At 60.0% G+C, this 21,573-nt stretch carries 21 protein-coding genes and 1 pseudogene; 13 read left to right on the top strand and 9 right to left on the bottom strand.

Annotated elements, in window-relative coordinates; translation table 11 throughout:
• Positions 1–47 precede the first annotated feature (47 nt).
• Both phaC and AC3WP4_RS19360 read left to right on the top strand, forming a co-directional pair.
• Complete coding sequence (phaC, locus tag AC3WP4_RS19365; protein WP_074872874.1) at positions 48–1,730, top strand: class II poly(R)-hydroxyalkanoic acid synthase; 1,683 nt, start codon at positions 48–50, stop codon at positions 1,728–1,730.
• 27 nt (positions 1,731–1,757) lie between these two features.
• Positions 1,758–2,378, top strand: coding sequence for a TetR/AcrR family transcriptional regulator (locus tag AC3WP4_RS19360; RefSeq protein ID WP_008149531.1), 621 nt, complete (start codon positions 1,758–1,760; stop codon positions 2,376–2,378).
• Between the two features lie 76 nt (positions 2,379–2,454).
• Here the strand turns inward: AC3WP4_RS19360 and AC3WP4_RS19355 are convergent, their stop codons facing one another.
• From AC3WP4_RS19355 to AC3WP4_RS19345, 3 genes are all read right to left on the bottom strand, one after another.
• Positions 2,455–3,273 carry a phasin family protein gene (locus AC3WP4_RS19355; RefSeq protein ID WP_074872871.1) on the bottom strand — a complete coding sequence of 273 codons (819 nt, stop codon included), beginning with the start codon at positions 3,271–3,273 and terminating at the stop codon, positions 2,455–2,457.
• A gap of 10 nt (positions 3,274–3,283) precedes the next feature.
• A complete protein-coding gene (locus AC3WP4_RS19350) occupies positions 3,284–3,706 on the bottom strand; it encodes a phasin family protein (protein ID WP_074872868.1) in 423 nt (140 codons plus the stop codon).
• Between the two features lie 237 nt (positions 3,707–3,943).
• Positions 3,944–4,219, bottom strand: coding sequence for a polyhydroxyalkanoic acid system family protein (locus AC3WP4_RS19345; protein ID WP_074872865.1), 276 nt, complete (start codon positions 4,217–4,219; stop codon positions 3,944–3,946).
• A 155-nt stretch (positions 4,220–4,374) separates the two neighbouring features.
• Between AC3WP4_RS19345 and ubiE the strand changes: the two genes are divergently transcribed.
• From ubiE to AC3WP4_RS19290, 11 genes and pseudogenes are all read left to right on the top strand, one after another.
• Positions 4,375–5,145 (top strand): bifunctional demethylmenaquinone methyltransferase/2-methoxy-6-polyprenyl-1,4-benzoquinol methylase UbiE, encoded by a 771-nt coding sequence (gene ubiE, locus AC3WP4_RS19340; RefSeq protein ID WP_007948968.1) that lies wholly within the window; start codon positions 4,375–4,377, stop codon positions 5,143–5,145.
• Positions 5,145–5,768 carry a ubiquinone biosynthesis accessory factor UbiJ gene (locus AC3WP4_RS19335; RefSeq protein WP_074872862.1) on the top strand — a complete coding sequence of 208 codons (624 nt, stop codon included), beginning with the start codon at positions 5,145–5,147 and terminating at the stop codon, positions 5,766–5,768. The genes ubiE and AC3WP4_RS19335 overlap by 1 nt, the downstream gene beginning before the upstream one ends.
• Complete coding sequence (gene ubiB / locus AC3WP4_RS19330) at positions 5,765–7,369, top strand: ubiquinone biosynthesis regulatory protein kinase UbiB (RefSeq protein WP_074872859.1); 1,605 nt, start codon at positions 5,765–5,767, stop codon at positions 7,367–7,369. Before AC3WP4_RS19335 ends, ubiB begins: the two co-directional genes overlap by 4 nt.
• A gap of 80 nt (positions 7,370–7,449) precedes the next feature.
• A complete protein-coding gene (gene hisI / locus AC3WP4_RS19325; RefSeq protein ID WP_074872856.1) occupies positions 7,450–7,851 on the top strand; it encodes a phosphoribosyl-AMP cyclohydrolase in 402 nt (133 codons plus the stop codon).
• The gene (locus tag AC3WP4_RS19320) at positions 7,844–8,176 is read left to right on the top strand and encodes a phosphoribosyl-ATP diphosphatase (RefSeq protein ID WP_003220849.1); all 333 of its coding nucleotides are present in this window, start codon (positions 7,844–7,846) and stop codon (positions 8,174–8,176) included. Before hisI ends, AC3WP4_RS19320 begins: the two co-directional genes overlap by 8 nt.
• A 25-nt stretch (positions 8,177–8,201) precedes the next feature.
• Entirely contained in the window at positions 8,202–8,480 is a 279-nt protein-coding gene (locus AC3WP4_RS19315) for a twin-arginine translocase TatA/TatE family subunit (RefSeq protein ID WP_074872853.1), read from the top strand.
• A gap of 10 nt (positions 8,481–8,490) precedes the next feature.
• A complete protein-coding gene (gene tatB / locus AC3WP4_RS19310) occupies positions 8,491–8,943 on the top strand; it encodes a Sec-independent protein translocase protein TatB (RefSeq protein ID WP_074872851.1) in 453 nt (150 codons plus the stop codon).
• Positions 8,940–9,734, top strand: a complete 795-nt coding sequence (tatC, locus tag AC3WP4_RS19305) for a twin-arginine translocase subunit TatC (RefSeq protein WP_074872848.1) — start codon at positions 8,940–8,942, stop codon at positions 9,732–9,734. Before tatB ends, tatC begins: the two co-directional genes overlap by 4 nt.
• Entirely contained in the window at positions 9,731–10,438 is a 708-nt protein-coding gene (locus tag AC3WP4_RS19300) for a 16S rRNA (uracil(1498)-N(3))-methyltransferase (protein WP_102615684.1), read from the top strand. The genes tatC and AC3WP4_RS19300 overlap by 4 nt, the downstream gene beginning before the upstream one ends.
• A gap of 216 nt (positions 10,439–10,654) precedes the next feature.
• Positions 10,655–11,734, top strand: a pseudogene (locus AC3WP4_RS19295) (methyl-accepting chemotaxis protein); the annotation flags it as partial.
• Positions 11,720–12,592, top strand: a complete 873-nt coding sequence (locus tag AC3WP4_RS19290; protein WP_404942672.1) for a methyl-accepting chemotaxis protein — start codon at positions 11,720–11,722, stop codon at positions 12,590–12,592. The pseudogene AC3WP4_RS19295 and the gene AC3WP4_RS19290, both read left to right, overlap by 15 nt.
• A gap of 452 nt (positions 12,593–13,044) precedes the next feature.
• Here the strand turns inward: AC3WP4_RS19290 and mdoH are convergent, their stop codons facing one another.
• From mdoH to AC3WP4_RS19260, 6 genes are all read right to left on the bottom strand, one after another.
• The gene (gene mdoH, locus AC3WP4_RS19285) at positions 13,045–15,615 is read right to left on the bottom strand and encodes a glucans biosynthesis glucosyltransferase MdoH (protein WP_074872838.1); all 2,571 of its coding nucleotides are present in this window, start codon (positions 15,613–15,615) and stop codon (positions 13,045–13,047) included.
• The gene (locus AC3WP4_RS19280) at positions 15,608–17,443 is read right to left on the bottom strand and encodes a glucan biosynthesis protein G (RefSeq protein ID WP_074872835.1); all 1,836 of its coding nucleotides are present in this window, start codon (positions 17,441–17,443) and stop codon (positions 15,608–15,610) included. Before AC3WP4_RS19280 ends, mdoH begins: the two co-directional genes overlap by 8 nt.
• Positions 17,444–17,764: 321 nt before the next feature.
• Entirely contained in the window at positions 17,765–18,202 is a 438-nt protein-coding gene (gene dtd / locus AC3WP4_RS19275; RefSeq protein WP_074872833.1) for a D-aminoacyl-tRNA deacylase, read from the bottom strand.
• Positions 18,199–19,170, bottom strand: a complete 972-nt coding sequence (pip, locus tag AC3WP4_RS19270; RefSeq protein WP_074872830.1) for a prolyl aminopeptidase — start codon at positions 19,168–19,170, stop codon at positions 18,199–18,201. Before pip ends, dtd begins: the two co-directional genes overlap by 4 nt.
• 113 nt (positions 19,171–19,283) lie before the next feature.
• Complete coding sequence (locus tag AC3WP4_RS19265) at positions 19,284–20,204, bottom strand: alpha/beta hydrolase (protein ID WP_102615687.1); 921 nt, start codon at positions 20,202–20,204, stop codon at positions 19,284–19,286.
• Positions 20,205–20,411: 207 nt separating this feature from the next.
• A complete protein-coding gene (locus AC3WP4_RS19260) occupies positions 20,412–21,359 on the bottom strand; it encodes a choline ABC transporter substrate-binding protein (protein ID WP_074872821.1) in 948 nt (315 codons plus the stop codon).
• Positions 21,360–21,573 lie beyond the last annotated feature (214 nt).

Genomic DNA, 21,573 nt, shown 5'->3' with positions numbered 1-21,573 from the left:
GGTTCGGTGTATCTGTATTTGGCCTGAAGACGAAGGAGTGTTGATTCATGCGCGAAAAGCCAGCGAGGGAATTTCTATCCACTCCCGCCGCGTTCATTAATGCGCAAAGTGCAATTACCGGTCTGCGTGGTCGGGATCTGTTTTCGACCCTGCGCAGCGTTGCCGCCCATGGATTGCGCAACCCGGTGCACACCGCCCGACACGCCTTGAAGCTAGGCGGTCAACTGGGCCGAATCCTGCTGGGTGAAACCTTGTACCCGACCAATCCGCAGGACAATCGCTTTGCCGACCCGGCGTGGAGCCTCAATCCTTTTTATCGCCGTAGCTTGCAGGCCTACCTGAGCTGGCAGAAGCAGGTCAAACAGTGGATCGACGAGAGCAACATGACCCCGGACGATCGCGCCCGCGCGCACTTCGCGTTCGCCTTGCTCAACGACGCCATGGCACCGTCCAACAGCCTGCTTAATCCAATGGCGATCAAGGAGATCTTCAACTCCGGCGGCAACAGCCTGGTGCGAGGCATCAGCCACCTGGTCGATGATTTACTGCACAACGACGGCCTGCCCAGACAAGTCACCAAGCAAGCTTTCGAAGTCGGCAAAACAGTCGCTACCACTACGGGCTCCGTGGTGTTTCGCAATGAGCTGCTGGAGTTGATCCAGTACAAGCCCATGAGCGAAAAGCAGTATTCCAAACCGCTGCTGGTGGTGCCGCCACAGATCAACAAGTACTACATTTTCGACCTGAGCCCGCACAACAGCTTCGTCCAGTTCGCCCTGAAGAACGGCCTGCAAACCTTCATGATCAGCTGGCGCAATCCGGATGTGCGTCATCGCGAATGGGGGCTGTCCACGTACGTCGAAGCCGTCGAAGAAGCGATGAATGTGTGCCGGGCGATCACTGGCGCCCGCGAGGTCAACCTGATGGGCGCCTGCGCGGGCGGGCTGACCATTGCCGCCCTGCAAGGCCATTTGCAGGCCAAGCGACAACTTCGGCGGGTGTCCAGCGCGACCTATCTCGTGAGCCTGCTCGACAGCCAGATGGACTCGCCTGCGACCCTCTTCGCCGACGAACAGACGCTTGAAGCGGCCAAGCGTCGCTCCTATCAGAAAGGCGTGCTGGACGGCCGCGACATGGCCAAGGTCTTCGCCTGGATGCGCCCCAACGATTTGATCTGGAGCTATTTCGTTAACAACTACCTGTTGGGCAAAGAACCTCCGGCGTTCGACATCCTCTACTGGAACAACGACAACACACGTTTGCCGGCAGCCTTGCACGGCGACTTGCTGGACTTCTTCAAACACAACCCGCTGAGTCATCCGGGTGGTCTGGAAGTGTGCGGCACGCCGATCGATTTGCAGAAAGTCACCGTCGACAGTTTCAGCGTCGCCGGCATCAACGACCACATCACCCCGTGGGATGCGGTGTATCGCTCGACCCTGCTGCTGGGTGGCGAACGGCGCTTCGTGTTGTCCAACAGCGGGCATGTGCAGAGCATTCTCAACCCACCCTCAAACCCGAAAGCCCACTTCGTCGAGAGCACGAAGCTGAGCACTGACCCACGGGCCTGGTATTACGACGCCAAGCAAGTCGATGGCAGTTGGTGGACCCAATGGCTGGGCTGGATTCAAGAACGTTCAGGTGCGCAAAAAGAGACACGCATGGTGCTTGGCAACCAGAACTATCCACCGATGGAGGCAGCACCCGGTACTTACGTGCGTGTGCGCTGACGTTCAACGAACCATTAAGAAGACTGGATGAAAACCCGCGACCGGATTCTCGAATGTGCTTTGCAGTTGTTCAATCACAAGGGCGAGCCGAACGTCTCCACCATGGAAGTGGCCAACGAAATGGGCATCAGCCCGGGCAACCTCTACTACCACTTTCACGGCAAGGAGCCGTTGATTCTCGGACTGTTCGAGCGCTTCCAGGCCGAACTGGCGCCCCTGCTCGATCCCCCGGCCGATGTGGAGCTGGCACCGGAAGATTACTGGTTGTTCCTGCACCTGATCGTCGAACGCCTGGCCCATTACCGGTTTCTGTTCCAGGACCTGTCGAACCTCGCCGGGCGCTTGCCGAAACTGGCCAAGGGCATACGCAACCTGCTCAATGCGCTGAAGCGCACACTGGCTTCGTTGCTCGCTCGATTGAAGGCTCAGGGGCAATTGGTCAGCGATACCCAGGCGTTGGGGCAGTTGGTGGAACAGATCACCATGACGCTGCTGTTCTCGCTGGACTATCAGCGGATTCTTGATCGCGAGGGCGAGGTGAGATTGGTGGTGTACCAGATCATGATGCTGGTGGCGCCGCATCTGTTGCCGCCGATCAAGGTCGCGACGGAGCAGATGGCCCTTCAATACCTCGAAGAACACGAGTAACCCTGTGGTGTTCATTAATCTGTGCACAAAAAAACGCCCGACCTTTGCAGGCCGGGCGTTTTCTTGAGCCCTGGAATCAGGACTGACTGGTTGGCGTCGAAGGAACTGGCGCGACAGTCGGGGTTGCAGCAGGGGTCGGCGCAGTTGCGGAGTTCGATGCACTGACCGGGGCCGGGGTTGCCGGTTTGGCGGCAGCCGCTGCTGGTTTTGGTGCAGCCGCTTTCGGCGCTGCCGGCTTTTTCACCGCTGGCTTCTTCGCTGCGGCAGGTTTGGCCGCTGGCTTGGTAGCGGGTTTGGCCGCTGCAGTTTTGGCAGCCGGTTTAGCGGCTGGTTTTGCTGCTGCCTTGGCCGCTGCAGGTTTCGCTGCGGCAGTTTTGGCCGCTGGTTTGGCAGCCGGTTTAGCGGCAGCTTTGGCCAGTGGTTTGGCAGCCGACTTGGCTGCAGGTTTGGCCGCCGCGGTTTTCGCCGCAACAGGCGCTACCTTGGCACCGGTGAGTTTTTCGATTTGCTTGGTCAGGGTATCGACCTTGCTGTGCAGTGCCTTGACTTCATTGCGGCTCGGTACACCCAGGCGCGAAATGGCGCTGTTCAGACGCTTGTCGAAAGCCCCTTCCAGCTCATCCCACTTGCCCAGTGCGCGATCTTTCACACCGCTGATGCGCGACTTGGCCGACGTAGCAGAGTCCTTGGCAGCATCGACTTTTTTGCCGACAGCGCTCTTGGTGAGCTTCTCGGCTTTCTCGCCGTCTTTAACCAATGCATCGAAGAGCTTGCTGCCGTCAGTGTCGATCTTCGAGTACACGCCTAAACCAGCCAGCCAGATTTTGCGGGAGTAGTCTTCGACTTTCCCAATCCACGAGCTGCCTTCTTTTTCGGTGTTCTTTTTACCAGCCATCCCGTTCTCCTTAAGATTTACGCGCGACGCGTTCGAGCAATGCCGTCAGCTCATCGAGCTTGGCAGAGAGTGTCTCAACGTCATGTTTAGACGGAATGCCGATACGATTCAAGGTACTTGCGACACGCGAGTCAAAAGCCTTCTCGACCTTGTCGAGTTGAAGTTCGACCTTGCCTTTGAAAGTGCTCACTTCACTCTTGGCTTCATCGATCTCGGCATTGGCCGCTTCAAGCTTCTCGGCAACTACTTTTTTGCCTTTCTTTTCAACAGTTTGACCAGCCTTTACCAACTCTTGAAAGTACTCGCTGCCCTCTTGGCCGACCTTGGTGTAGGCACCCAGGCCTGCCAGCCAGATCTTGCGGGCATAAGATTTAACGTCGCTCAGAGCAGTCGTCGAAGCGTCGATTTTTTTCTTCAAAATAACTTTGGCCATGGTGCACCTCACGCGCAGAAGGTTTGAGGAACTGCCCGCGAAAGCGTCGGGCTCAGGCACAAAGTAGTGAGAATAATTAGAAACGGCACCCTAACAACTGACACAAACCCTTGGGCACACCACAAAACAAATGTGGGAGTGAGCCTGCTCGCGATAGCGGTCTATCAGTCGAAATCAATGTTGATTGACAGACCGCTATCGCGAGCAGGCTCACTCCCACAGGGGAAGGGATTTCAATCAGGCCAACGCTTTATCCAGCGCCTTTTCGATTTCCGATTTGATGGTGCCGCTCATGGCTGACATCAACAGACCCAGTTCGACATCGACCTTGATCGAGTCCTCGCCCACATACACCGCGCCTTTCACACCGGAACGCTTGAGGTTCAGGGTGTCGCCGGACCATTGCGGCTCCAGGCCATATTGATCGGACAGTTTCTGCGCCAACAGATCAGCCTTCTCGCGGGCCGCTTCCTTACCCAGGCCATGGGCACGCTCAACACTAATACGGGCCATCGAATGACTCCTGCTTTATGAATACTTTCCTGAAGCATCTTGACCGCTACTGCGGCAAAACGTCCCGGCGGTTAGCTATCTTACCTGCAGCCTTGCCAAGACAAAGCAGGCCACCAGGATTAGAATGTCCCGCATTCTCTTTTGGTGACAGCGATATGACTGATCAGCGCAAAGGCAGCGATGCCGAACCCACCACTCACTTCGGCTTCAAAAACGTTCCGGAAAGCCAGAAAGCGGAAAAAGTCGCTGAGGTATTCCACTCGGTAGCCGCCAAGTACGACTTGATGAACGACCTCCTGTCTGGCGGCATGCACCGTCTGTGGAAGCGTTTCGCGATCGAGCTGTCGGGCGTTCGCACCGGTAACCGCGTGCTGGACATCGCCGGCGGCACGGGCGACCTGACCAAGAAGTTCTCGCACCTCGTTGGCCCGACCGGCCAGGTCGTGTTGGCCGACATCAACGAATCCATGCTCAAGGTCGGTCGTGACCGCCTGCTGGACCTGGGTGTGGCCGGCAACGTCGAATTCGTCCAGGCCGACGCTGAAAAGCTGCCGTTCCCGGACAACCATTTCGACTGCGTGACCATCGCTTTCGGCCTGCGCAACGTTACCCATAAAGAAGACGCCCTGCGCTCGATGCTGCGCGTGCTGAAACCGGGCGGCCGTTTGCTGGTGCTGGAGTTCTCCAAACCGACCAACGCGCTGATGTCCAAAGCCTACGACGCCTACTCGTTCGCCTTCATGCCGCTGATGGGCAAGCTGATCACCAACGACTCGGAAAGCTATCGCTACCTGGCCGAATCGATCCGCATGCACCCGAATCAGGAAACCCTGAAATCGATGATGGTCGAAGCCGGTTTCGACCGCGTGACCTACCACAACATGACCGCAGGCATCGTCGCCCTGCACCGTGGCATCAAGCCCTGATGTTGCTGGCCGGCCTGCTCGCCAGCGTTGAACTCGGTCTGAACCGGGTGCTGCGTCTCGACAGCACGGCGTTGCCGCGGCTGGCGCATTTGAGTGGCAAGGTGATTGCCGTCGACTGCCGCAGCCCGGCACTGCAACTGTTCATCCTGCCCAGCGACGAAGGCCTGATGCTGGCTTCCCAGTGGGAAACCGGCGCCGACTGCACCTTGCGCGCACCGGCCTCCAGCCTGTTGAAACTGGCCATGAGCAAGGACAAGACTTCGATCCTGCATGCTCCTGAAGTCGAACTCGATGGCGACAGCGGCGTGCTGCTGGAACTGGCGGCGATCCTTCAGGACCTTGAACTGGACTGGGAGTACGAACTCTCGCGCTGGCTGGGGCCTGTCGCCACGCAACTGCTCGGCGGTCACCTGCGCAGTCGCGCACGCTGGTATCAGCAAGGGTTCGCCAGCCTCAATCAGAACCTTGGCGAATACCTGGCCGAAGAATCGCGCACCCTCGTCGGTCAGCGCGAAGCCGAAGCCCGTTTCAGTGAACTGGACCAGATCAAACTCGATCTGGAACGTCTCGAGGCGCGTTTCGAGCGCCTCTCCCGATCCCTCGACCCAAGCGATAACGCATGAAGCTGCTTGCCGTCCGCCGTTTGTTGCGCATCCAGCGCGTTGTGATTCGCTACCGCCTCGATGACCTGTTGTTCGCCCTGCCACTGCCGTGGTTTCTGTTGGCGTTGCGCTACGCCTTGCCGTGGCGCTGGTTCCCGCGCAAGACGCTGGACCTGAGCCGCGGCGCACGATTGCGTCTGGCGTTGCAGGACCTGGGACCGATTTTCATCAAGTTCGGGCAAATCCTGTCCACCCGCCGCGACTTGCTGCCGGAAGACATCGCCGATGAGCTGATGAAACTGCAGGACCGCGTACCGCCGTTCGACTCGCAAGTGTCGGTCAGGCTGATCGAAGAACAGCTCGGCAAAAAGATCAGCGAAGTCTTCAGCCGCTTCGACGTCGAACCGCTGGCCTCGGCCTCGGTGGCGCAAGTGCATGCCGCGCAGCTGAAAACCGGTGAAGAAGTGGTGGTCAAGGTGATCCGCCCGGGCCTCAAACCGATCATCGCGCAGGATCTGGCGTGGCTGTTCATCCTCGCCCGCGCCGCCGAAAAACTCTCGGCCGACGCGCGCCTGCTGCACCCGGTGGACGTGGTCCAGGACTACGAAAAAACCATCTACGACGAACTCGACCTGTTGCGTGAAGCGGCCAACGCCAGCCAGTTGCGGCGTAACTTCGACGGCTCGGAGCTGCTCTACGTGCCGCAAGTCTATTGGGACTGGTGCCGGCCGAAAGTGCTGGTGATGGAGCGCATCTACGGCATCCAGGTCACTGACCTCGCGACCCTCGCCGACCAGCGCACCGACATGAAAATGCTCGCCGAACGCGGCGTCGAGATCTTCTTCACCCAGGTGTTCCGCGACAGCTTTTTCCACGCCGACATGCACCCCGGCAACATCTTCGTCAGCACCGTGAACCCGTGGAGCCCGCAGTACATTGCGATCGACTGCGGCATCGTCGGCAGCCTGACCCCGGAAGACCAGGACTACCTGGCGCGCAACCTGTTCGCGTTCTTCAAGCGTGATTACCGTCGTGTGGCGCAGTTGCACATCGATTCGGGGTGGGTGCCGGCGGAAACCAAACTCAACGAATTCGAGGCGGCGATCCGCACCGTGTGCGAGCCGATCTTCGAAAAACCGTTAAAGGATATTTCTTTCGGCCAGGTGCTGATGCGCCTGTTCCAGACCGCCCGGCGCTTCAACATGGAAGTGCAGCCGCAGCTCGTGTTGCTGCAAAAAACCCTGTTGAACATCGAAGGCCTGGGCCGTCAGTTGTACCCGGACCTCGATTTGTGGAACACCGCCCAGCCGTTCCTCGAACGCTGGATGCGTGAGCGCGTCAGCCCCAAAGCCTTGATCGGCAACGTGCAGAGCCAGTTCGAACAACTGCCGCACCTGGCCAACATGGCCCGCGACCTGCTCGAACGCATGTCCCAGCCCCACGCCTACGACCCGCCGCCTCCGTGGCACCGTCGCAAGGACGATTGGCTACTGCGACTGCTCGGATGTGCGCACCTGGCCGGCGGCACCATACTCGCTGCCGGCGGGCCGCTGAACGAACTGGGGCATTGGCCGGCCGGGATCATGGTGGCGGTCGGTTTGTATCTGGTCGTTCGTCGATAGCCAGCGCCCCCACACGCTGGCACACTGTTTCAACGCTTGGGTTCTACTCATGAAGTGTGGAACCGCTGTCGGAGTCGAAGATGAAAAACTGGCTGGACGAGATCAAGTGGGACGCCGACGGCCTGGTGCCGGCGATTGCCCAGGATCACAAGACCGGGCGCGTCCTGATGATGGCCTGGATGAACCGTGAAGCGCTGGAACTGACCGCTGCCGAGAACCGCGCCATTTACTGGTCACGTTCCCGTGGCAAGCTGTGGCGCAAGGGCGAAGAGTCCGGCCACGTGCAAATCCTGCATGAGATGCGCCTGGACTGTGACGCCGACGTGATCATCCTGATGGTCGAGCAGATCGGCGACATCGCTTGCCATACCGGTCGTCAGAGCTGCTTCTATCGCGTCTTCGAGAACGGCGACTGGAAAACCGTCGACCCGGTGCTCAAAGACCCGCACGCCATCTACTGCGCAGGACACACCCATGAGTGACACATTGACCCGTCTGGCCCAGGTGCTGGAAGAGCGCAAAGGCGCCGCCGCCGACAGCTCGTATGTCGCCAGCCTGTACCACAAGGGCTTGAACAAGATTCTGGAAAAAGTCGGCGAAGAGTCGGTCGAAACCATCATTGCCGCCAAGGATGCCGCCATCAGCGGTGACTGCAGCGATGTGATCTACGAAACCGCCGATTTGTGGTTCCACAGCATGGTCATGCTCGCCCAACTGGGACAGCATCCTCAGGCTGTGCTCGATGAACTGGACCGTCGTTTCGGTCTGTCCGGACACGTCGAGAAAGCCTCGCGTCCGTCCGCCTGAACAACTATTAGAGAGGAGCAGCGACATGGGCATTTTTGACTGGAAACACTGGATCGTCATCCTGGTTGTTGTCGTGCTGGTGTTCGGCACCAAGAAACTGAAAAACCTCGGCACTGATGTGGGCGAGTCGATCAAGGGCTTCAAAAAAGCCATGAGCGATGAAGACAAACCAGCTGATCCGACGGTGACACCGGCCCAACCGGTTCCACCCGCGCAGCCACAGACCACTCAGTCCGTGAACCAGCCGCACACCATCGACGTGCAGGCGCAAAAAGTCGAAGAGCCGATCCGCAAAGACGTGTGAGCACTGACTAATGTTTGGTATCAGCTTCTCTGAACTGCTGCTCGTCGGCCTCGTGGCCCTGCTGGTGCTGGGTCCCGAGCGTTTGCCGGGTGCTGCGCGCACCGCTGGCCTGTGGGTCGGCCGTCTGAAGCGCAGCTTCAACGCGATCAAACAGGAAGTTGAACGTGAAATCGGTGCCGACGAGATTCGTCGGCAGCTGCACAACGAGCACATTCTGTCGCTGGAGCAGGAGGCGCGGAAGATCTTCACGCCGACTCAGCAGGAGGCCACGCCGGTTCAGCCGGTTGAGCCTGTGGCGGAGCAGACGATTCATGCTCCGGCCGCTGCCGAACCTGCACCTGTTGTAGCAGCCGCTGAACCGGCGCCCGTTGTTGCAACCACCCCGGCTGAACCTGTTGCTCCTGCCGCCGCGCCGACAACGCCGGCTCCTCACGACACCACTTTGCCGCCGCGAGTCTCATGAGCGATCTCCCCGAAAACGACCAGCACATGCCGCTGGTTTCGCACCTCACCGAGTTGCGTACCCGCCTGCTGCGCTGTGTAGCGGCGATCTTCATCATCTTCGCCGGGTTGTTTGCCTTCACCCAGCAGATCTACACCTTCGTCTCCACACCACTGCGGCAATACCTGCCTGTGGGCGCGACGATGATCGCCACCGATGTGTCGTCGCCGTTCCTGACGCCGCTGAAGCTGACGATGATGGTCTCGCTGTTCCTGGCGATCCCGGTGATCCTGCATCAGATCTGGGGCTTTATCGCGCCAGGCCTGTACAAGCATGAGAAGCGCATTGCGGTGCCGCTGCTGGTGTCCAGCATCATGCTGTTCTACACCGGCATGGCGTTCGCCTATTACCTGGTGTTCCCGCTGATCTTCAAATTCTTCGCCGCCGCCACCCCGGCCGGCGTGGAAATGATGACCGACATCAGCAGCTACCTCGACTTCGTCATGACGCTGTTCTTCGCCTTCGGCGTAGCGTTCGAAATTCCGGTGGCCGTGGTGCTGCTGGTGTGGATCGGCGTGGTCAACGTCGCTTACCTGAGGAAAATCCGCCCGTACGTGATCATCGGCTGCTTCGTGGTCGGCATGATCCTGACGCCACCGGACATCTTCTCGCAGACCCTGTTGGCCGTACCGATGTGGCTGCTGTTTGAAATCGGCATTCTGTTCGGCGGCCTGATCAGCAAGCGCGGCGAGCACCCTGACGACCAACCGGCCGACGACCCCAACGACCAGCCGCCAGCGACTCAACCGTGAACCTGCTGCTGCTCGAAGAGGCCGACTTCATTGCGGCCGACCGGGCGATCCTGCGTGATCGCCGGTTGACGCACATGCAGGAAGTCCACCGTTCGGTTGTCGGCGACAGCCTGCGGGTGGGGCGTATCGGCGGGCTGATGGGCTCGGCCGAACTGCTGCGCCTGGACGCCGATGAAGCCGAACTGCGCGTCACACTCGACCAGCCTCCACCGGCCAAGCTGCCACTGACCCTGGTGCTGGCCCTGCCACGGCCGAAAATGCTGCGTAGGGTGTTCCAGACCGTGGCGGCCATGGGTGTGCCACGAATCATTCTGGTGAACAGCTATCGCGTCGAGAAGAGCTTCTGGCAAACGCCGTTCCTGGAGCCCGAGGCGATTCGCGAGCAGTTGATCCTTGGCCTTGAGCAGGCCCGGGACAGCGTGCTGCCGCAGATTGTCATCGAGAAACGCTTCAAGCCGTTCGTCGAAGACCGTCTGCCAGCCATTACCGAGGGCACCCTCGGCCTCGTCGGCCACCCCGGCAATTACCCGCCCTGCCCTCGCGGCCTGGACGAAGCGGTAACCCTGGCCATTGGCCCCGAAGGTGGCTGGATTCCTTACGAAATCGAGCTGCTCGGCAAGTCCGGCCTGCAACCGGTGCAACTCGGCGACCGCATCCTGCGGGTCGAAACCGCCGTCACCGCGCTGCTCGCCCGCCTTTTCTAAGGTCAAACACCCTACCTGTGGCGAGGGAGCTTGCTCCCGCTTGGGCGCGAAGCGGCCACCGTTTTTCTCCATAAGAACTCATCCACCGGTTTCACGACGGCTTCGCCGCCGAGCGGGAGCAAGCTCCCTCGCCACAGGTGATTTTGCCTGCCCGTATATGGGCAGCACCTACAGATTCCCGGCTGCCAGCCGACACAGTTCCCATAAAACCAACAAATGGTTCGAGGGAGTTGCAGCATGTACCGATGGCTAGCCGAGAAACTGGGGAACGTCAGCGTCAATCGCAAACTGAGTGTCGGCTTCGGTCTGGTGCTGCTGCTTACCTTGTTGATCACCTTCACCGGTTGGACCGGCCTGAGCGGCGTGATGAGTCGCGGTGACAAGCTGGGGTTTATTGCCAGCCTCAATGACCTGACCAAAGACCTGCGCCTGGCCCGTCTGGATTACGAAATGCGTCGCGGCGACCAAGGCCCCGGTGCGGTCAACGAGCTGCTCGGCCAACTCGATACCGGCTTGAAAACCGCGCGCACGCTGATCGAACAACCGGCCGACGCGGCCATGATCGACCAGCAACTGGCCGCCGTCAGTGAGTACAAACAAGCCTTCACCGCCATGACCCAGGCTGGCGCCCACCGCGAAGACGCCCGCAGCAAACTCGGCGCCACTGCCGACAACGCCGTGGCCCGTGTCGCCGAGGTCGAAAAATCCATGCTGCAAGGTGACAGCGTCGCCGATTTCAACAGCGTGATCGACCTGAGCAAACTGATCCAGCAAGCGCGTTTCCAGGTGCGCGGTTACACCTACAGCGGCAAGACCGAGGCCGAGCAACCGGCGCTGGACGCCATCGACAACGCGCTGAAGAACCTCGAAAGCCTGCCCTCCAAACTGCCGGAACAGCACATCGCCAACCTGCAGCAGGCCACTGACTCGCTCAAGGCCTATCGCGCCGCCGTCAGCCAGTTCCGAGACTCTCAGGTAGCCAGCGCTGCCGCGCTTAAGCGCATGGCCGTGCAAGGCGATCTCCTGCTCGATGTCAGCAAAAAACTCACCGCGTCGCAAACCATCGTCCGCGACACCGACGCCGCGCACGCCAAAAACCTGTTGCTACTGGCCACTGTCCTGGCGCTGGCCTTCGGCATGCTTGCCGCGTGGGCCATCACCCGCCAGATCGTGATTCCCCTGAGCCAGACCCTCAAGGTGGCAGAGCGTGTTGCTGCCGGCGACCTGACCCAAAACCTGATCTCTGAGCGTCAGGATGAACTCGGCCAGCTACAGCGCTCCATGCAGAGCATGACACTGGGCCTGCGCGAATTGATCGGTGGCATCGGTGACGGCGTCACGCAAATCGCCAACGCTGCCGAAGAACTGTCGGCAGTCACTGAGCAGACCCGCGCTGGCGTCAACAGCCAGAAGGTCGAGACCGATCAGGTGGCCACTGCCATGAACGAAATGACCGCCACCGTGCAGGAAGTTGCGCGTAACGCCGAAGAAGCGTCCGAAGCGGCCGTCGCCGCTGACCAGCAGGCCCGCGAAGGTGACAAAGTGGTCGGCGAAGCCATCGCCCAGATCGAGCGCCTGGCCACGGAAGTCGGCAACTCCACCGAAGCCATGGGGCATCTCAAACGCGAAAGCGACAAGATCGGCAGCGTGCTCGACGTGATCAAATCCGTGGCTCAGCAAACCAACCTGCTGGCCCTCAACGCCGCTATCGAGGCCGCCCGTGCCGGTGAAGCCGGACGTGGGTTTGCGGTGGTCGCCGACGAAGTCCGCAGCCTGGCCCAGCGTACGCAGAAATCCACCGAAGAAATTGAAGAGCTGATCGTCGGCCTGCAAACCGGTACCCAGCAAGTCGCGACCATCATGGACAACAGCCGCAGCCTGACCGACAGCAGCGTCGAACTGACCCGCCGCGCCGGTGGCTCGCTGGAAAGCATCACACGCACCGTGTCGGCGATTCAGTCGATGAACCAGCAGATCGCCGCCGCGGCCGAGCAGCAGAGTGCCGTGGCCGAAGAGATCAACCGCAGCGTGCTGAACGTGCGCGACGTGTCCGAGCAGACCTCGGCAGCCAGTGAAGAGACCGCGGCGTCCAGCGTTGAACTGGCACGGTTGGGGACGCATCTGCAGATGCTGGTGGGCAGGTTCAAGGTTTGAGGTGATGTGAATGCCACGGTTCGCAAAGGACCGAGGTGAGACCTTCGCGGGCAAGCCCACTCCCACAGGGGATATGTGTCGATCACAAAGCCAATGTGGGAGCGGGCTTGCTCGCGAAAGCGATCGAACAGGCACTGAGGTAAGAGAACCTGGCGCAAGAAGGCGTGCGCCCGCGGATCCTTCGGTGCATCGAAGAATCGGCCATTGGGCTTCTTTCTGTTTCATGGGTTTAGCAAAATCCGAAAGTTATGTCGCCAGGAAGACCGTCATCGCCAGCAGGCTGGCTCCCACACTGGATCCGTGGCGTACACAAATCCCCTGTGGGAGCCAGCCTGCTGGCGATGGGAGCGACGCGGTCGAACCGATCGAGCCTTATTCCATGTCCTTGAAGGATTTGCTGCCTGATGCCGATCATCAGCGCAAAAAAAACCCCGCTTTCGCGGGGTTTTTTATCAGGCCAACTGAGGCTGCACACTCAGCGGCTTGAGCGGCAACAGCGGCGCATGGGGATCGGCTTTCACCGACTTACGCCACGCTTGCAGCCACTCGGGGTGAGCTTCGTTCCAGACCTGCTCATGCAGGCGACCCAGCGCTACCGGGTCACTGAGCAGTTGCACCCGCTCATCGTTGCTCAAACCCTCTGGCCCGACTTTCAGCGCATGACGCACCCGTTCGATCCGCAGCCATTCGATCGGCTCGGCCTCACGGTGGCGTGAAGTCGCCAGCGAGCATGCCAAGGCATTCTGCTGTGGATCGACCACTGCCCGGACGAAGCCGTCGTTCAGCGCATGCCAACGGTTTTCGTGGGTGTACTGGTCGGTCGCCACCAACGCCTGTGGCGGATTGTATTCCTCAGGGATCAGGAACAGGCTTTCGTCACGGGACTTGAGGCCCAGGCCGACTCGACTGGAGATCACCGACACCGGAATCGATAGCATCAACGAACCGACGATCGGCACCAGCCACCAGAGGAAGCTCGGGTTCAGCCAGATCACCAGCAGGGCCCAGAAGAAGCCCAGCAAGGTTTGCGGACCGTGGCGCTTGACCGCTTCGCTCCACGGCGTGGAGTCGTCGTCACGTTGCGGCGAGTTCCAGGTCGCGGCCCAGCCGAGAAACGCGGCGAGCACGAAGCGGGTGTGGAAAATCATCCGTACCGGCGCCAGCAGCATGGAGAACAGCATCTCCAGCAGCATCGACATCGTTACCTTGAACTTGCCACCGAACTCTTTCGCGCCCTTGGCCCAAATCAGGATGATGCTCAACAACTTCGGCAGGAACAGCAGCACGACGGTGGTCGAGAACAGCGCGATCGCCTTGTCCGGGTGCCATTGTGGCCACAACGGATAGAGCTGACGTGGCTCCAGGAAGTACTGCGGCTCCATCAGCGTGTTGGTCGCCAGCAGCGCCGTCGACAGCACGAGGAAGAAGAACCACAACGGTGCCGACAGGTAAGACATCACACCCGTCAGGAACACCGCACGGTGCACCGGGTGCATGCCTTTTACCAGGAACAGCCGGAAGTTCATCAGGTTGCCGTGACACCAGCGACGGTCACGCTTGAGTTCGTCCAGCAGGTTCGGCGGCAATTCTTCGTAGCTGCCCGGCAAGTCGTAGGCAATCCACACACCCCAGCCGGCACGGCGCATCAGCGCCGCTTCAACGAAGTCGTGGGACAGAATTGCACCGGCAAACGCGCCTTTACCGGGCAACGGCGCCAGGGCGCAGTGCTCGATGAACGGCTTCATGCGGATGATCGCGTTGTGGCCCCAGTAGTGGGATTCGCCCAACTGCCAGAAGTGCAGACCGGCGGTAAACAGCGGACCGTACACCCGGGTAGCGAACTGCTGCATGCGGGCATACAGCGTATCCATGCCCGATGCGCGCGGTGCGGTCTGGATGATCCCGGCGTCCGGAGTGGCTTCCATCAAGCGCACCAGACTGGTCAGGCAATCGCCGCTCATCACGGAGTCGGCGTCGAGCACCACCATGTACTTGTAATCACCGCCCCAACGACGGCAGAAGTCGTCGAGGTTACCGCTCTTGCGCTTGACGCGACGGCGACGGCGGCGATAGAAAATCTTGCCGAAGCCCTTGGCTTCGCGGCAGACGTCCAGCCAGGCTTGTTGCTCGGCGACGCAGATATCGGCGTCGTTACTGTCGCTGAGGACAAAGAAGTCGAAGCGATCCAGGTCACCCGTGGCCGCGACCGACTCGAAGGTCGCCCGCAGACCGGCAAACACTCGCGGCACGTCTTCGTTGCAGATCGGCATCACCAAAGCGGTGCGCGCGCTCTTGGGGATCGGCTCGTTACCGGCGCTTTTACCGGATATGCGGTATTTGTCATGGCCGGTGAGCAACTCGAGGAAGCCCATCAGCGCGGTCCAGAAACCGGCCGATACCCAGCAGAACAGAATCCCGAACAAAATCAGGATGCTGGTTTGCAGCGCATACGGCAGCACTTGCGTAGCCGTTTGCGACAGCGGTTGATGCAGCACTTCGTTCAGGTCGACGAACGACCAACCCTGGTACGGCATGATGCCTTTCATGTACCAGCCGGCAACGATGGTCTGGCCGAGCATCAGTACCAACAGAATGTAGCGACGGATCGAACCGACGGTGCGCCAGCGAGCCGCCGGCAGCACATTTTCATCCTTGGGCGGGGCCGGCGGATTGGTGCGACCGGTCAGACGACGCCAGCCACGCACCAGAATATTGGTGCGCCACGGCTCCGGCACGACTTTGGTCCGACGAATCGGCGGGGTCGCCCGCAGGCAAACCCGGCCGCTGGCGTCGAGCATCAGCATTTCAGCGTCGGCCAGTTCTTCGGCAGTGTTCAGGGTCAGGCGACGACCCACCGAAGCTTGAGCAGCCTCGGTCGGCGCGTCGAATGTCGAGGACGAAAGGCGCTCATGCAATTCGCTGAAAGACTGGCAACCCGCGAGTTCCGCGCGCTGCTGGTCGGTCATCGGCAGATGCGCCAGATACTCGGCAAGAGTCTCTGGCTGTACTTGAGAATTACTCATCGGCAGGCAACTGATAGCTCCAGGTCTCGGTCAGGACTTCTTCAGTCGGTACCGATTCCGGTGTGGCTGGGACCGCTTCGGCAGCGACTGGCTGCTTGGCGTCTTTGTTGTCCGTGTCCTTGGAATCTGCGACTGGCTTGGCTTCGGCCGGCTTGGCTTCAACCTGCTTGGCCTCGGCTTGCTTGGTTTCCTTCGCTTCCTTGGCCAGCTTCTCCTGCTGCCGAGCGGCGATCTTGTCAGCCTTGGCGACGGAAGAGTTGGAGGCTGGCGACGATGTCTTGGCCAGGTCGGCAGTCACGGCGTTCTTGACCAGTGCAGCACGCATCTCGGTAGGCTTGCTCGGGTCCTTGATTTTCATCCGCAGCGTCAGGCGCCAGCCCTTGGTTTCAGGGTTGTAACGTACGCTGTTCTCGACCAGCTCGGCATTTTCGCCAACGCTGACCTGGCTACGAACTTCCGTAGCTTCCGGCAATACCGCAAGGGACGGGCCTTCGAAGTCCACCAGATAAGCCACGCTGCCGTCCGGCTGACGAATCAGGTTGGACTGTTTCACGTCACCCGTGGAACGCAGGGTCTGTTGAACCCAGGCGCTGTCCGGTGCGTGAAGCGCGGCTTCGTCGATGGTCCAGTGCATGCGATAAGCGACTTCCAGCGGCTGGCCTGGTTCAGGCAGTTTTTCCGGGCTCCAGAACGCAACGATATTGTCGTTGGTTTCGTCGGCAGTCGGAATCTCTACCAGATCGACGGAGCCCTTGCCCCAATCGCCTTTTGGTTCGATCCAGGCACTTGGGCGCTTGTCATAGCGGTCGTCGAGGTCTTCGTAGTGGCTGAAGTCACGACCACGTTGCAGCAGGCCGAAACCACGCGGGTTCTCGATCGAGAAGTTGCTCACCGACAAGTGTTTCGGATTGTTCAATGGACGCCAGATCCACTCGCCGTTGCCGGCATGGATCGACAGACCGCTGGAGTCGTGCAGTTCGCGACGGTAGTTCAGCACTTTCGACGGCTGATTGGCGCCGAACAGGAACATGCTGGTCAGCGGCGCAACGCCAAGCTTGGTGACCTTGTCACGCAGGAACATCTTGGCCTTGACGTCGACAACGGTGTCGCTGCCCGGACGCAGGGTCAGGCGATAGGCACCGGTAGCGCGAGGCGAATCCAGCAGCGCGAAGATCACCAGGTGCTTGTCACCCGGTTTTGGCTGTTGAATCCAGAACTCGGTGAAACGCGGGAATTCTTCGCCGGACGGCAAAGCGGTATCGATGGCCATGCCGCGAGCGGACAAGCCATAGGTGTGCCCCTTGCCGACAACGCGGAAGTAACTCGCGCCGAGCATGGTCATGATTTCGTCTTGCTTGTCAGCCTTGTTGATCGGGTACAGCACACGGAAACCGGCATAACCCAGTTGTTCGGTGGCTTTAGGATCGAACTTCACATCGCCGAAATCGAAACGACTTGGGTCGTATTTGATCTCTTCGACGGTGTTGGCTGTGATTTCGTTGATTTTCACCGGCGTATCGAAATGCATACCCTGGTGATAGAACGACAGCTTGAACGGAGTCTTCTGATCGGCCCACTCGGCTTTTTCAGTCAGGAAGCGGATTTTTTGATAGTCCGCGAATTTCATCTCGCGGAACTCGTTCGGCAGGTTACTGCGCGGAGCTTCGTATTTCTGCCCGGCCAGCTCTTTTGCCTTGACCGATACATCATCCAGATTGAATGCCCAAAGCTGACCGGCGCTGAGCAGGCAGAGCAGTGCAGAGCCCGCTACCAGAGCGCTTCGTAACCGTTTGGCAGACAATTTTGCATTACAGGGACTAACAATCACGAGCAACCCTCGCCGAAAACAGATCAAAAAACCAACGGCCAGTTAAAGTGCCAGTGGGGAATGCGGCATGGAAAAACCGACCCTACAGACCACTCTTGCCAAGTTGGCGAGCATTGTTCCGACTCCTATGGGGCTAAATGATTCCCCAAGAGGTTCAGGACAAGTCTCTACCTAAGTCAAAATGGACCAACGAACGCTGATCCCCGTAGCGCGCGATTATCTAGTAGGCCGCGTTACAACGCATCAGGGGTAACAAAGTATTTATCGCGAAAAACGCCTGTTTATAGTCGAAATGCCCTTAAAAACATGTTTCAAGCGCTTTCAGGTCTGTAACAGGAAGGTTACCGGGCCGTCATTGACCAAGTGCACCTGCATATCCGCGCCGAATCTACCTGATGCCACAGTGCCATGCACCTGTTTCGCTTTGCCTAATAGATAGTCGAAAAGCTCCTCGCCCAAGGCCGGAGGGGCAGCGGTCGAAAAACTCGGACGCAACCCGTTCCTGGTATCGGCGGCCAGGGTGAACTGTGAGACCAGCAGTAACCCACCGCCTACATCCGCCAGGGACAGATTCATCTTGCCCTCGGCGTCACTGAACACACGATAGTTAAGCAGTTTCTGCAAAAGTTTGTCGGCGCTCGCCCGAGTATCCTCGGGCTCAATCGCCACCAGTACCAGCAATCCCTGATCGACGGCACCCACCACCTCCCCCGCTACCTCGACTCGTGCGCCACGCACACGCTGCAGCAGGCCCTTCATGCTTCTTCAGGGGCCAGGTCGAGCATACGATGGGCCATCAGATCGGCGGCGCGAACCAGTGCGTCAGTAATGCCAGGTTCGGAAGCGGCATGGCCGGCGTCACGGATCACCTGCAATTCACTGTTCGGCCAGTTCTGATGCAGTTCCCAGGCATTGTCCAGCGGGCAGATCACGTCGTAGCGACCGTGGACGATCACGCCAGGCAAATGGGCGATCTTGCCCATGTCGCGAATCAGCTGGTTGGGCTCAAGGAATGCATTGTTGGTGAAGTAGTGACATTCGATACGGGCAATCGATAACGCGCGCTGTGGCTCGGAGAAACGATCGACCACCATCGGGTTCGGGCGCAGAGTGGCGGTCCGGCCTTCCCAGGTAGACCAGGCCTTGGCTGCATGCATCTGGGCGATCTGGTCGTTGCCGATCAGGCGCTTATGGAAAGCCGAGAGCAAGTCTTCGCGCTCGTCCAGCGGAATTGGCGCGATGTAGTCCTGCCAGTAATCGGGGAACAGACGACTGGCGCCACACTGGTAGAACCACTCGATTTCCTGCGGGCGGCAGAGAAAAATCCCGCGCAGAATCAGACCGTGCACACGCTCTGGATGGGTTTGCGCGTAGGCAAGTGCCAGGGTCGAGCCCCACGAACCGCCGAACAACACCCATTTATCGATGCCCAGGTGCTGGCGAATTCGCTCAAGGTCGGCGACCAGATCCCAGGTGGTGTTGTTTTCCAGGCTGGCGTGGGGCGTGGAGCGACCGCAACCGCGCTGGTCGAAGGTCACAATGCGATACAGGTTTGGATCGAAATACCGACGGCTCTGGGCATCACACCCGGCGCCGGGGCCGCCGTGGATGAACACAACCGGCAAACCTTCCGGCGAACCGCTTTCGTCGACATACAGCGTGTGGGTTTCATCGACGGCCAGATCGTGCCGGGCGTGGGGTTTGATCTGCGGGTACAAAGTCTGCATTGCGCGCTCCGTAAGGGGTCGAGGTCATCCCTGGGGGGACTTCTATTATTCTGCCGTCCGGCATCATAAACCCGAATTACGCTAATGAGCATGCCTTGCAGAGCCAGAGTTTTTCAGCCGGTTTTTTCAGACAAATAGCTGAGCAGCGTTTCGTAGAGTGCGTCGACCTCGGCGGCCTGCCCCCGAGCCCGCAAACAGCCGTGGACCAAGCCCTCACCGTAGTAAAGCGTCGCAGTCACGCCCGCTGCGTTCAATCGCTCGGCGTAGAGCACGCCGTCATCGCGCAACGGGTCGAATTGCGCCACGGCGATCAAGGCCGGCGGTAGCCCAGTGAAATCCTCGGCGAGCAACGGCATCGCATAGGCACTTGGCTGGCCGGTGCCGCGCAAATACAGGGCGTGATAACAATCCAGGTCGCTGCTGCTGAGCAAGGGAGCATCGGTGCATTCACTGCGCGACGGCAATCGGTGATCGCCGCCCAACCCCGGATAAATCAGCACCTGCGCCGCCGGCAATGGCTCGCCCGCATCGCGCAGCGCCAGGCACAACGCCGCCGCAAGGTTGCCACCGGCGCTGTCCCCGGCCACCAGCGTTCGCTCGGGATCGAGGCGGAATGGCCCGGTTCGTAGCGCGCGCCAGACACCCAGACAATCCTCGAACGCCGCCGGAAACGGATATTCCGGCGCCAACCGATAATCGACGGCGATCACCAGCACGCCGAGCGTCGACGCCAGTTCGGCGCAGATGAAGTAGTGGGAGTCCAGGTCCCCCACCACCCAACCGCCGCCGTGCAGATAAACGATGCACGGGCAACCGCCGGTCGGTGGCGAAACCGGCGGCTGATAGGACCGCACCGGCACGCCGGCCAATTCGAAATCCACCACATAAAGCCCGGCGGGTCGCGACGGAGTGAACGCCCGGCACATGTCGCTGTAGGCCCGGCGCAAACCGTTGAGGCTGCTGTCGGTACTGTTGAAGCTGACGGTTTTCTCGACGAAAGCTGTCATCTGTGCAGAAAGCGGGTAAGGAGCCATGAGTCAGGTGCCGGTCAGTTCAGCGGTTTGGGATTGGAACTCAGTTCTGTGGCGAGGGAGCTTGCTCCCGCTGGATGCGCAGCAGCCCCCAAACCATTCAACCGAGTTTTATCAGATACACCCGACCAGCCGGGTTTACGACGGCTTCGCCGCCGAGCGGGAGCAAGCTCCCTCGCCACAGACAGCGTACATGCCGAGGAATGGTGATCAGTTTTTCAAACTGGCCTGAACCGTGGCCACGCCATCCTTGCCATCGAAGCTGCTGACACCGGCGAGCCAACGCTGCAGATCCTCGGGATGATCACGCAGCCATTGCTTGGCAACATCCTGAGGCGTCTTGCGCTCCATGATCGGCACCATCAACTGGCTTTCCTGGGCGGCGGTGAAGGTCAGGTTTTCCAGCAGGCGATTCACGTTCGGGCAGCGCTGGGCGTAGTCCGGGGCGGTCACGGTGGAGACAGTGGCGGCGCCCTCGTTCGGGCCGTAAACGTCTTCACTGCCGGTCAGGTAGGCGACCTTCATGTTGATGTTCATCGGGTGCGGGGTCCAGCCGACGAACACCACGAATTCCTTGCGATTCACCGCCCGCTGAACAGCGGCCAGCATGCCGGCCTCGCCTGACTCGATCAGCTTGAAATCCTTCAAGCCAAATTGATTGGTCTCGATCATGGTCTTGATGGTGGTGTTGGCGCCGCTGCCCGGCTCGATGCCGTAGATCTTGCCGCCGAGCTGATCCTTGAATCTGGCGATATCGGCGAAGGTTTTCAGCCCCGCTTCGGCGACGTACTCAGGTACTGCGAGCGTTGCCTGGGCGTCGGCCAGGCTCGGTTTGTCCATGACTTTCACTTGATTGGCAGCGAGGAACGGCGCGATGTTTTTGTCCATCGCCGGTTTCCAGTAACCGAGGTAGATGTCCAGGCGCTTGTCGCGGATGCCGGCGAAGATGATTTGCTGCACGGCGCTGGTTTGCTTGCTTTCGTAGCCCAGGCCATTGAGCAGTACGTCAGCTACGCCGCTGGTGGCGATCACGTCGGTCCAGTTGACCACGCCCATGCGCACGGCCTTGCAGGAAGCGTCGTCACTGGCCAGGACGCTGGTGCTCAGCACAGCCGTGCCGCAGAGGATTGAGAGACAGCGGGTAAACAGTCTTTTCATTGGGGAGGTTCTCGTGCGGCAGCGGATTATTGTCGGGCCGGTGTCTTTGTGCACCGTGGGCCAAACATTACGCAGCAGACGAGCGGTAAAAGCGAACTGTGGCGACCGTGTTTTGCACGGTGGCGACTGTTCGAGTCGATCGTTCCCACGCTCTGCGTGGGAATGCAGCCCGTGACGCTCCGCGTCACTGGACGCGGAGCGTCCCTTGAGGCAT

This window comes from Pseudomonas sp. FW305-20, from assembly GCF_058788075.1.
The sequence above is the reverse complement of the archived record's forward strand: the minus strand, read 5'-3'. Positions and strand labels throughout refer to the sequence as shown.

Bases quoted from the DNA above. Each gene is read 5' to 3' on its own strand.
- AC3WP4_RS19320 (WP_003220849.1), top strand. From the start codon at position 7,844: ATGAGTGACACATTGACCCGTCTGGCCCAGGTGCTGGAAGAGCGCAAA.
- AC3WP4_RS19335 (WP_074872862.1), top strand. From the start codon at position 5,145: ATGTTGCTGGCCGGCCTGCTCGCCAGCGTTGAACTCGGTCTGAACCGG.
- pip (WP_074872830.1), bottom strand. From the start codon at position 19,170: ATGCAGACTTTGTACCCGCAGATCAAACCCCACGCCCGGCACGATCTG.
- hisI (WP_074872856.1), top strand. From the start codon at position 7,450: ATGAAAAACTGGCTGGACGAGATCAAGTGGGACGCCGACGGCCTGGTG.
- AC3WP4_RS19315 (WP_074872853.1), top strand. From the start codon at position 8,202: ATGGGCATTTTTGACTGGAAACACTGGATCGTCATCCTGGTTGTTGTC.
- AC3WP4_RS19345 (WP_074872865.1), bottom strand. From the start codon at position 4,219: ATGGCCCGTATTAGTGTTGAGCGTGCCCATGGCCTGGGTAAGGAAGCG.
- tatB (WP_074872851.1), top strand. From the start codon at position 8,491: ATGTTTGGTATCAGCTTCTCTGAACTGCTGCTCGTCGGCCTCGTGGCC.
- phaC (WP_074872874.1), top strand. From the start codon at position 48: ATGCGCGAAAAGCCAGCGAGGGAATTTCTATCCACTCCCGCCGCGTTC.
- AC3WP4_RS19360 (WP_008149531.1), top strand. From the start codon at position 1,758: ATGAAAACCCGCGACCGGATTCTCGAATGTGCTTTGCAGTTGTTCAAT.
- mdoH (WP_074872838.1), bottom strand. From the start codon at position 15,615: ATGAGTAATTCTCAAGTACAGCCAGAGACTCTTGCCGAGTATCTGGCG.
- ubiB (WP_074872859.1), top strand. From the start codon at position 5,765: ATGAAGCTGCTTGCCGTCCGCCGTTTGTTGCGCATCCAGCGCGTTGTG.
- tatC (WP_074872848.1), top strand. From the start codon at position 8,940: ATGAGCGATCTCCCCGAAAACGACCAGCACATGCCGCTGGTTTCGCAC.
- dtd (WP_074872833.1), bottom strand. From the start codon at position 18,202: ATGAAGGGCCTGCTGCAGCGTGTGCGTGGCGCACGAGTCGAGGTAGCG.
- AC3WP4_RS19355 (WP_074872871.1), bottom strand. From the start codon at position 3,273: ATGGCTGGTAAAAAGAACACCGAAAAAGAAGGCAGCTCGTGGATTGGG.
- ubiE (WP_007948968.1), top strand. From the start codon at position 4,375: ATGACTGATCAGCGCAAAGGCAGCGATGCCGAACCCACCACTCACTTC.
- AC3WP4_RS19260 (WP_074872821.1), bottom strand. From the start codon at position 21,359: ATGAAAAGACTGTTTACCCGCTGTCTCTCAATCCTCTGCGGCACGGCT.
- AC3WP4_RS19265 (WP_102615687.1), bottom strand. From the start codon at position 20,204: ATGGCTCCTTACCCGCTTTCTGCACAGATGACAGCTTTCGTCGAGAAA.
- AC3WP4_RS19350 (WP_074872868.1), bottom strand. From the start codon at position 3,706: ATGGCCAAAGTTATTTTGAAGAAAAAAATCGACGCTTCGACGACTGCT.
- AC3WP4_RS19290 (WP_404942672.1), top strand. From the start codon at position 11,720: ATGCAGAGCATGACACTGGGCCTGCGCGAATTGATCGGTGGCATCGGT.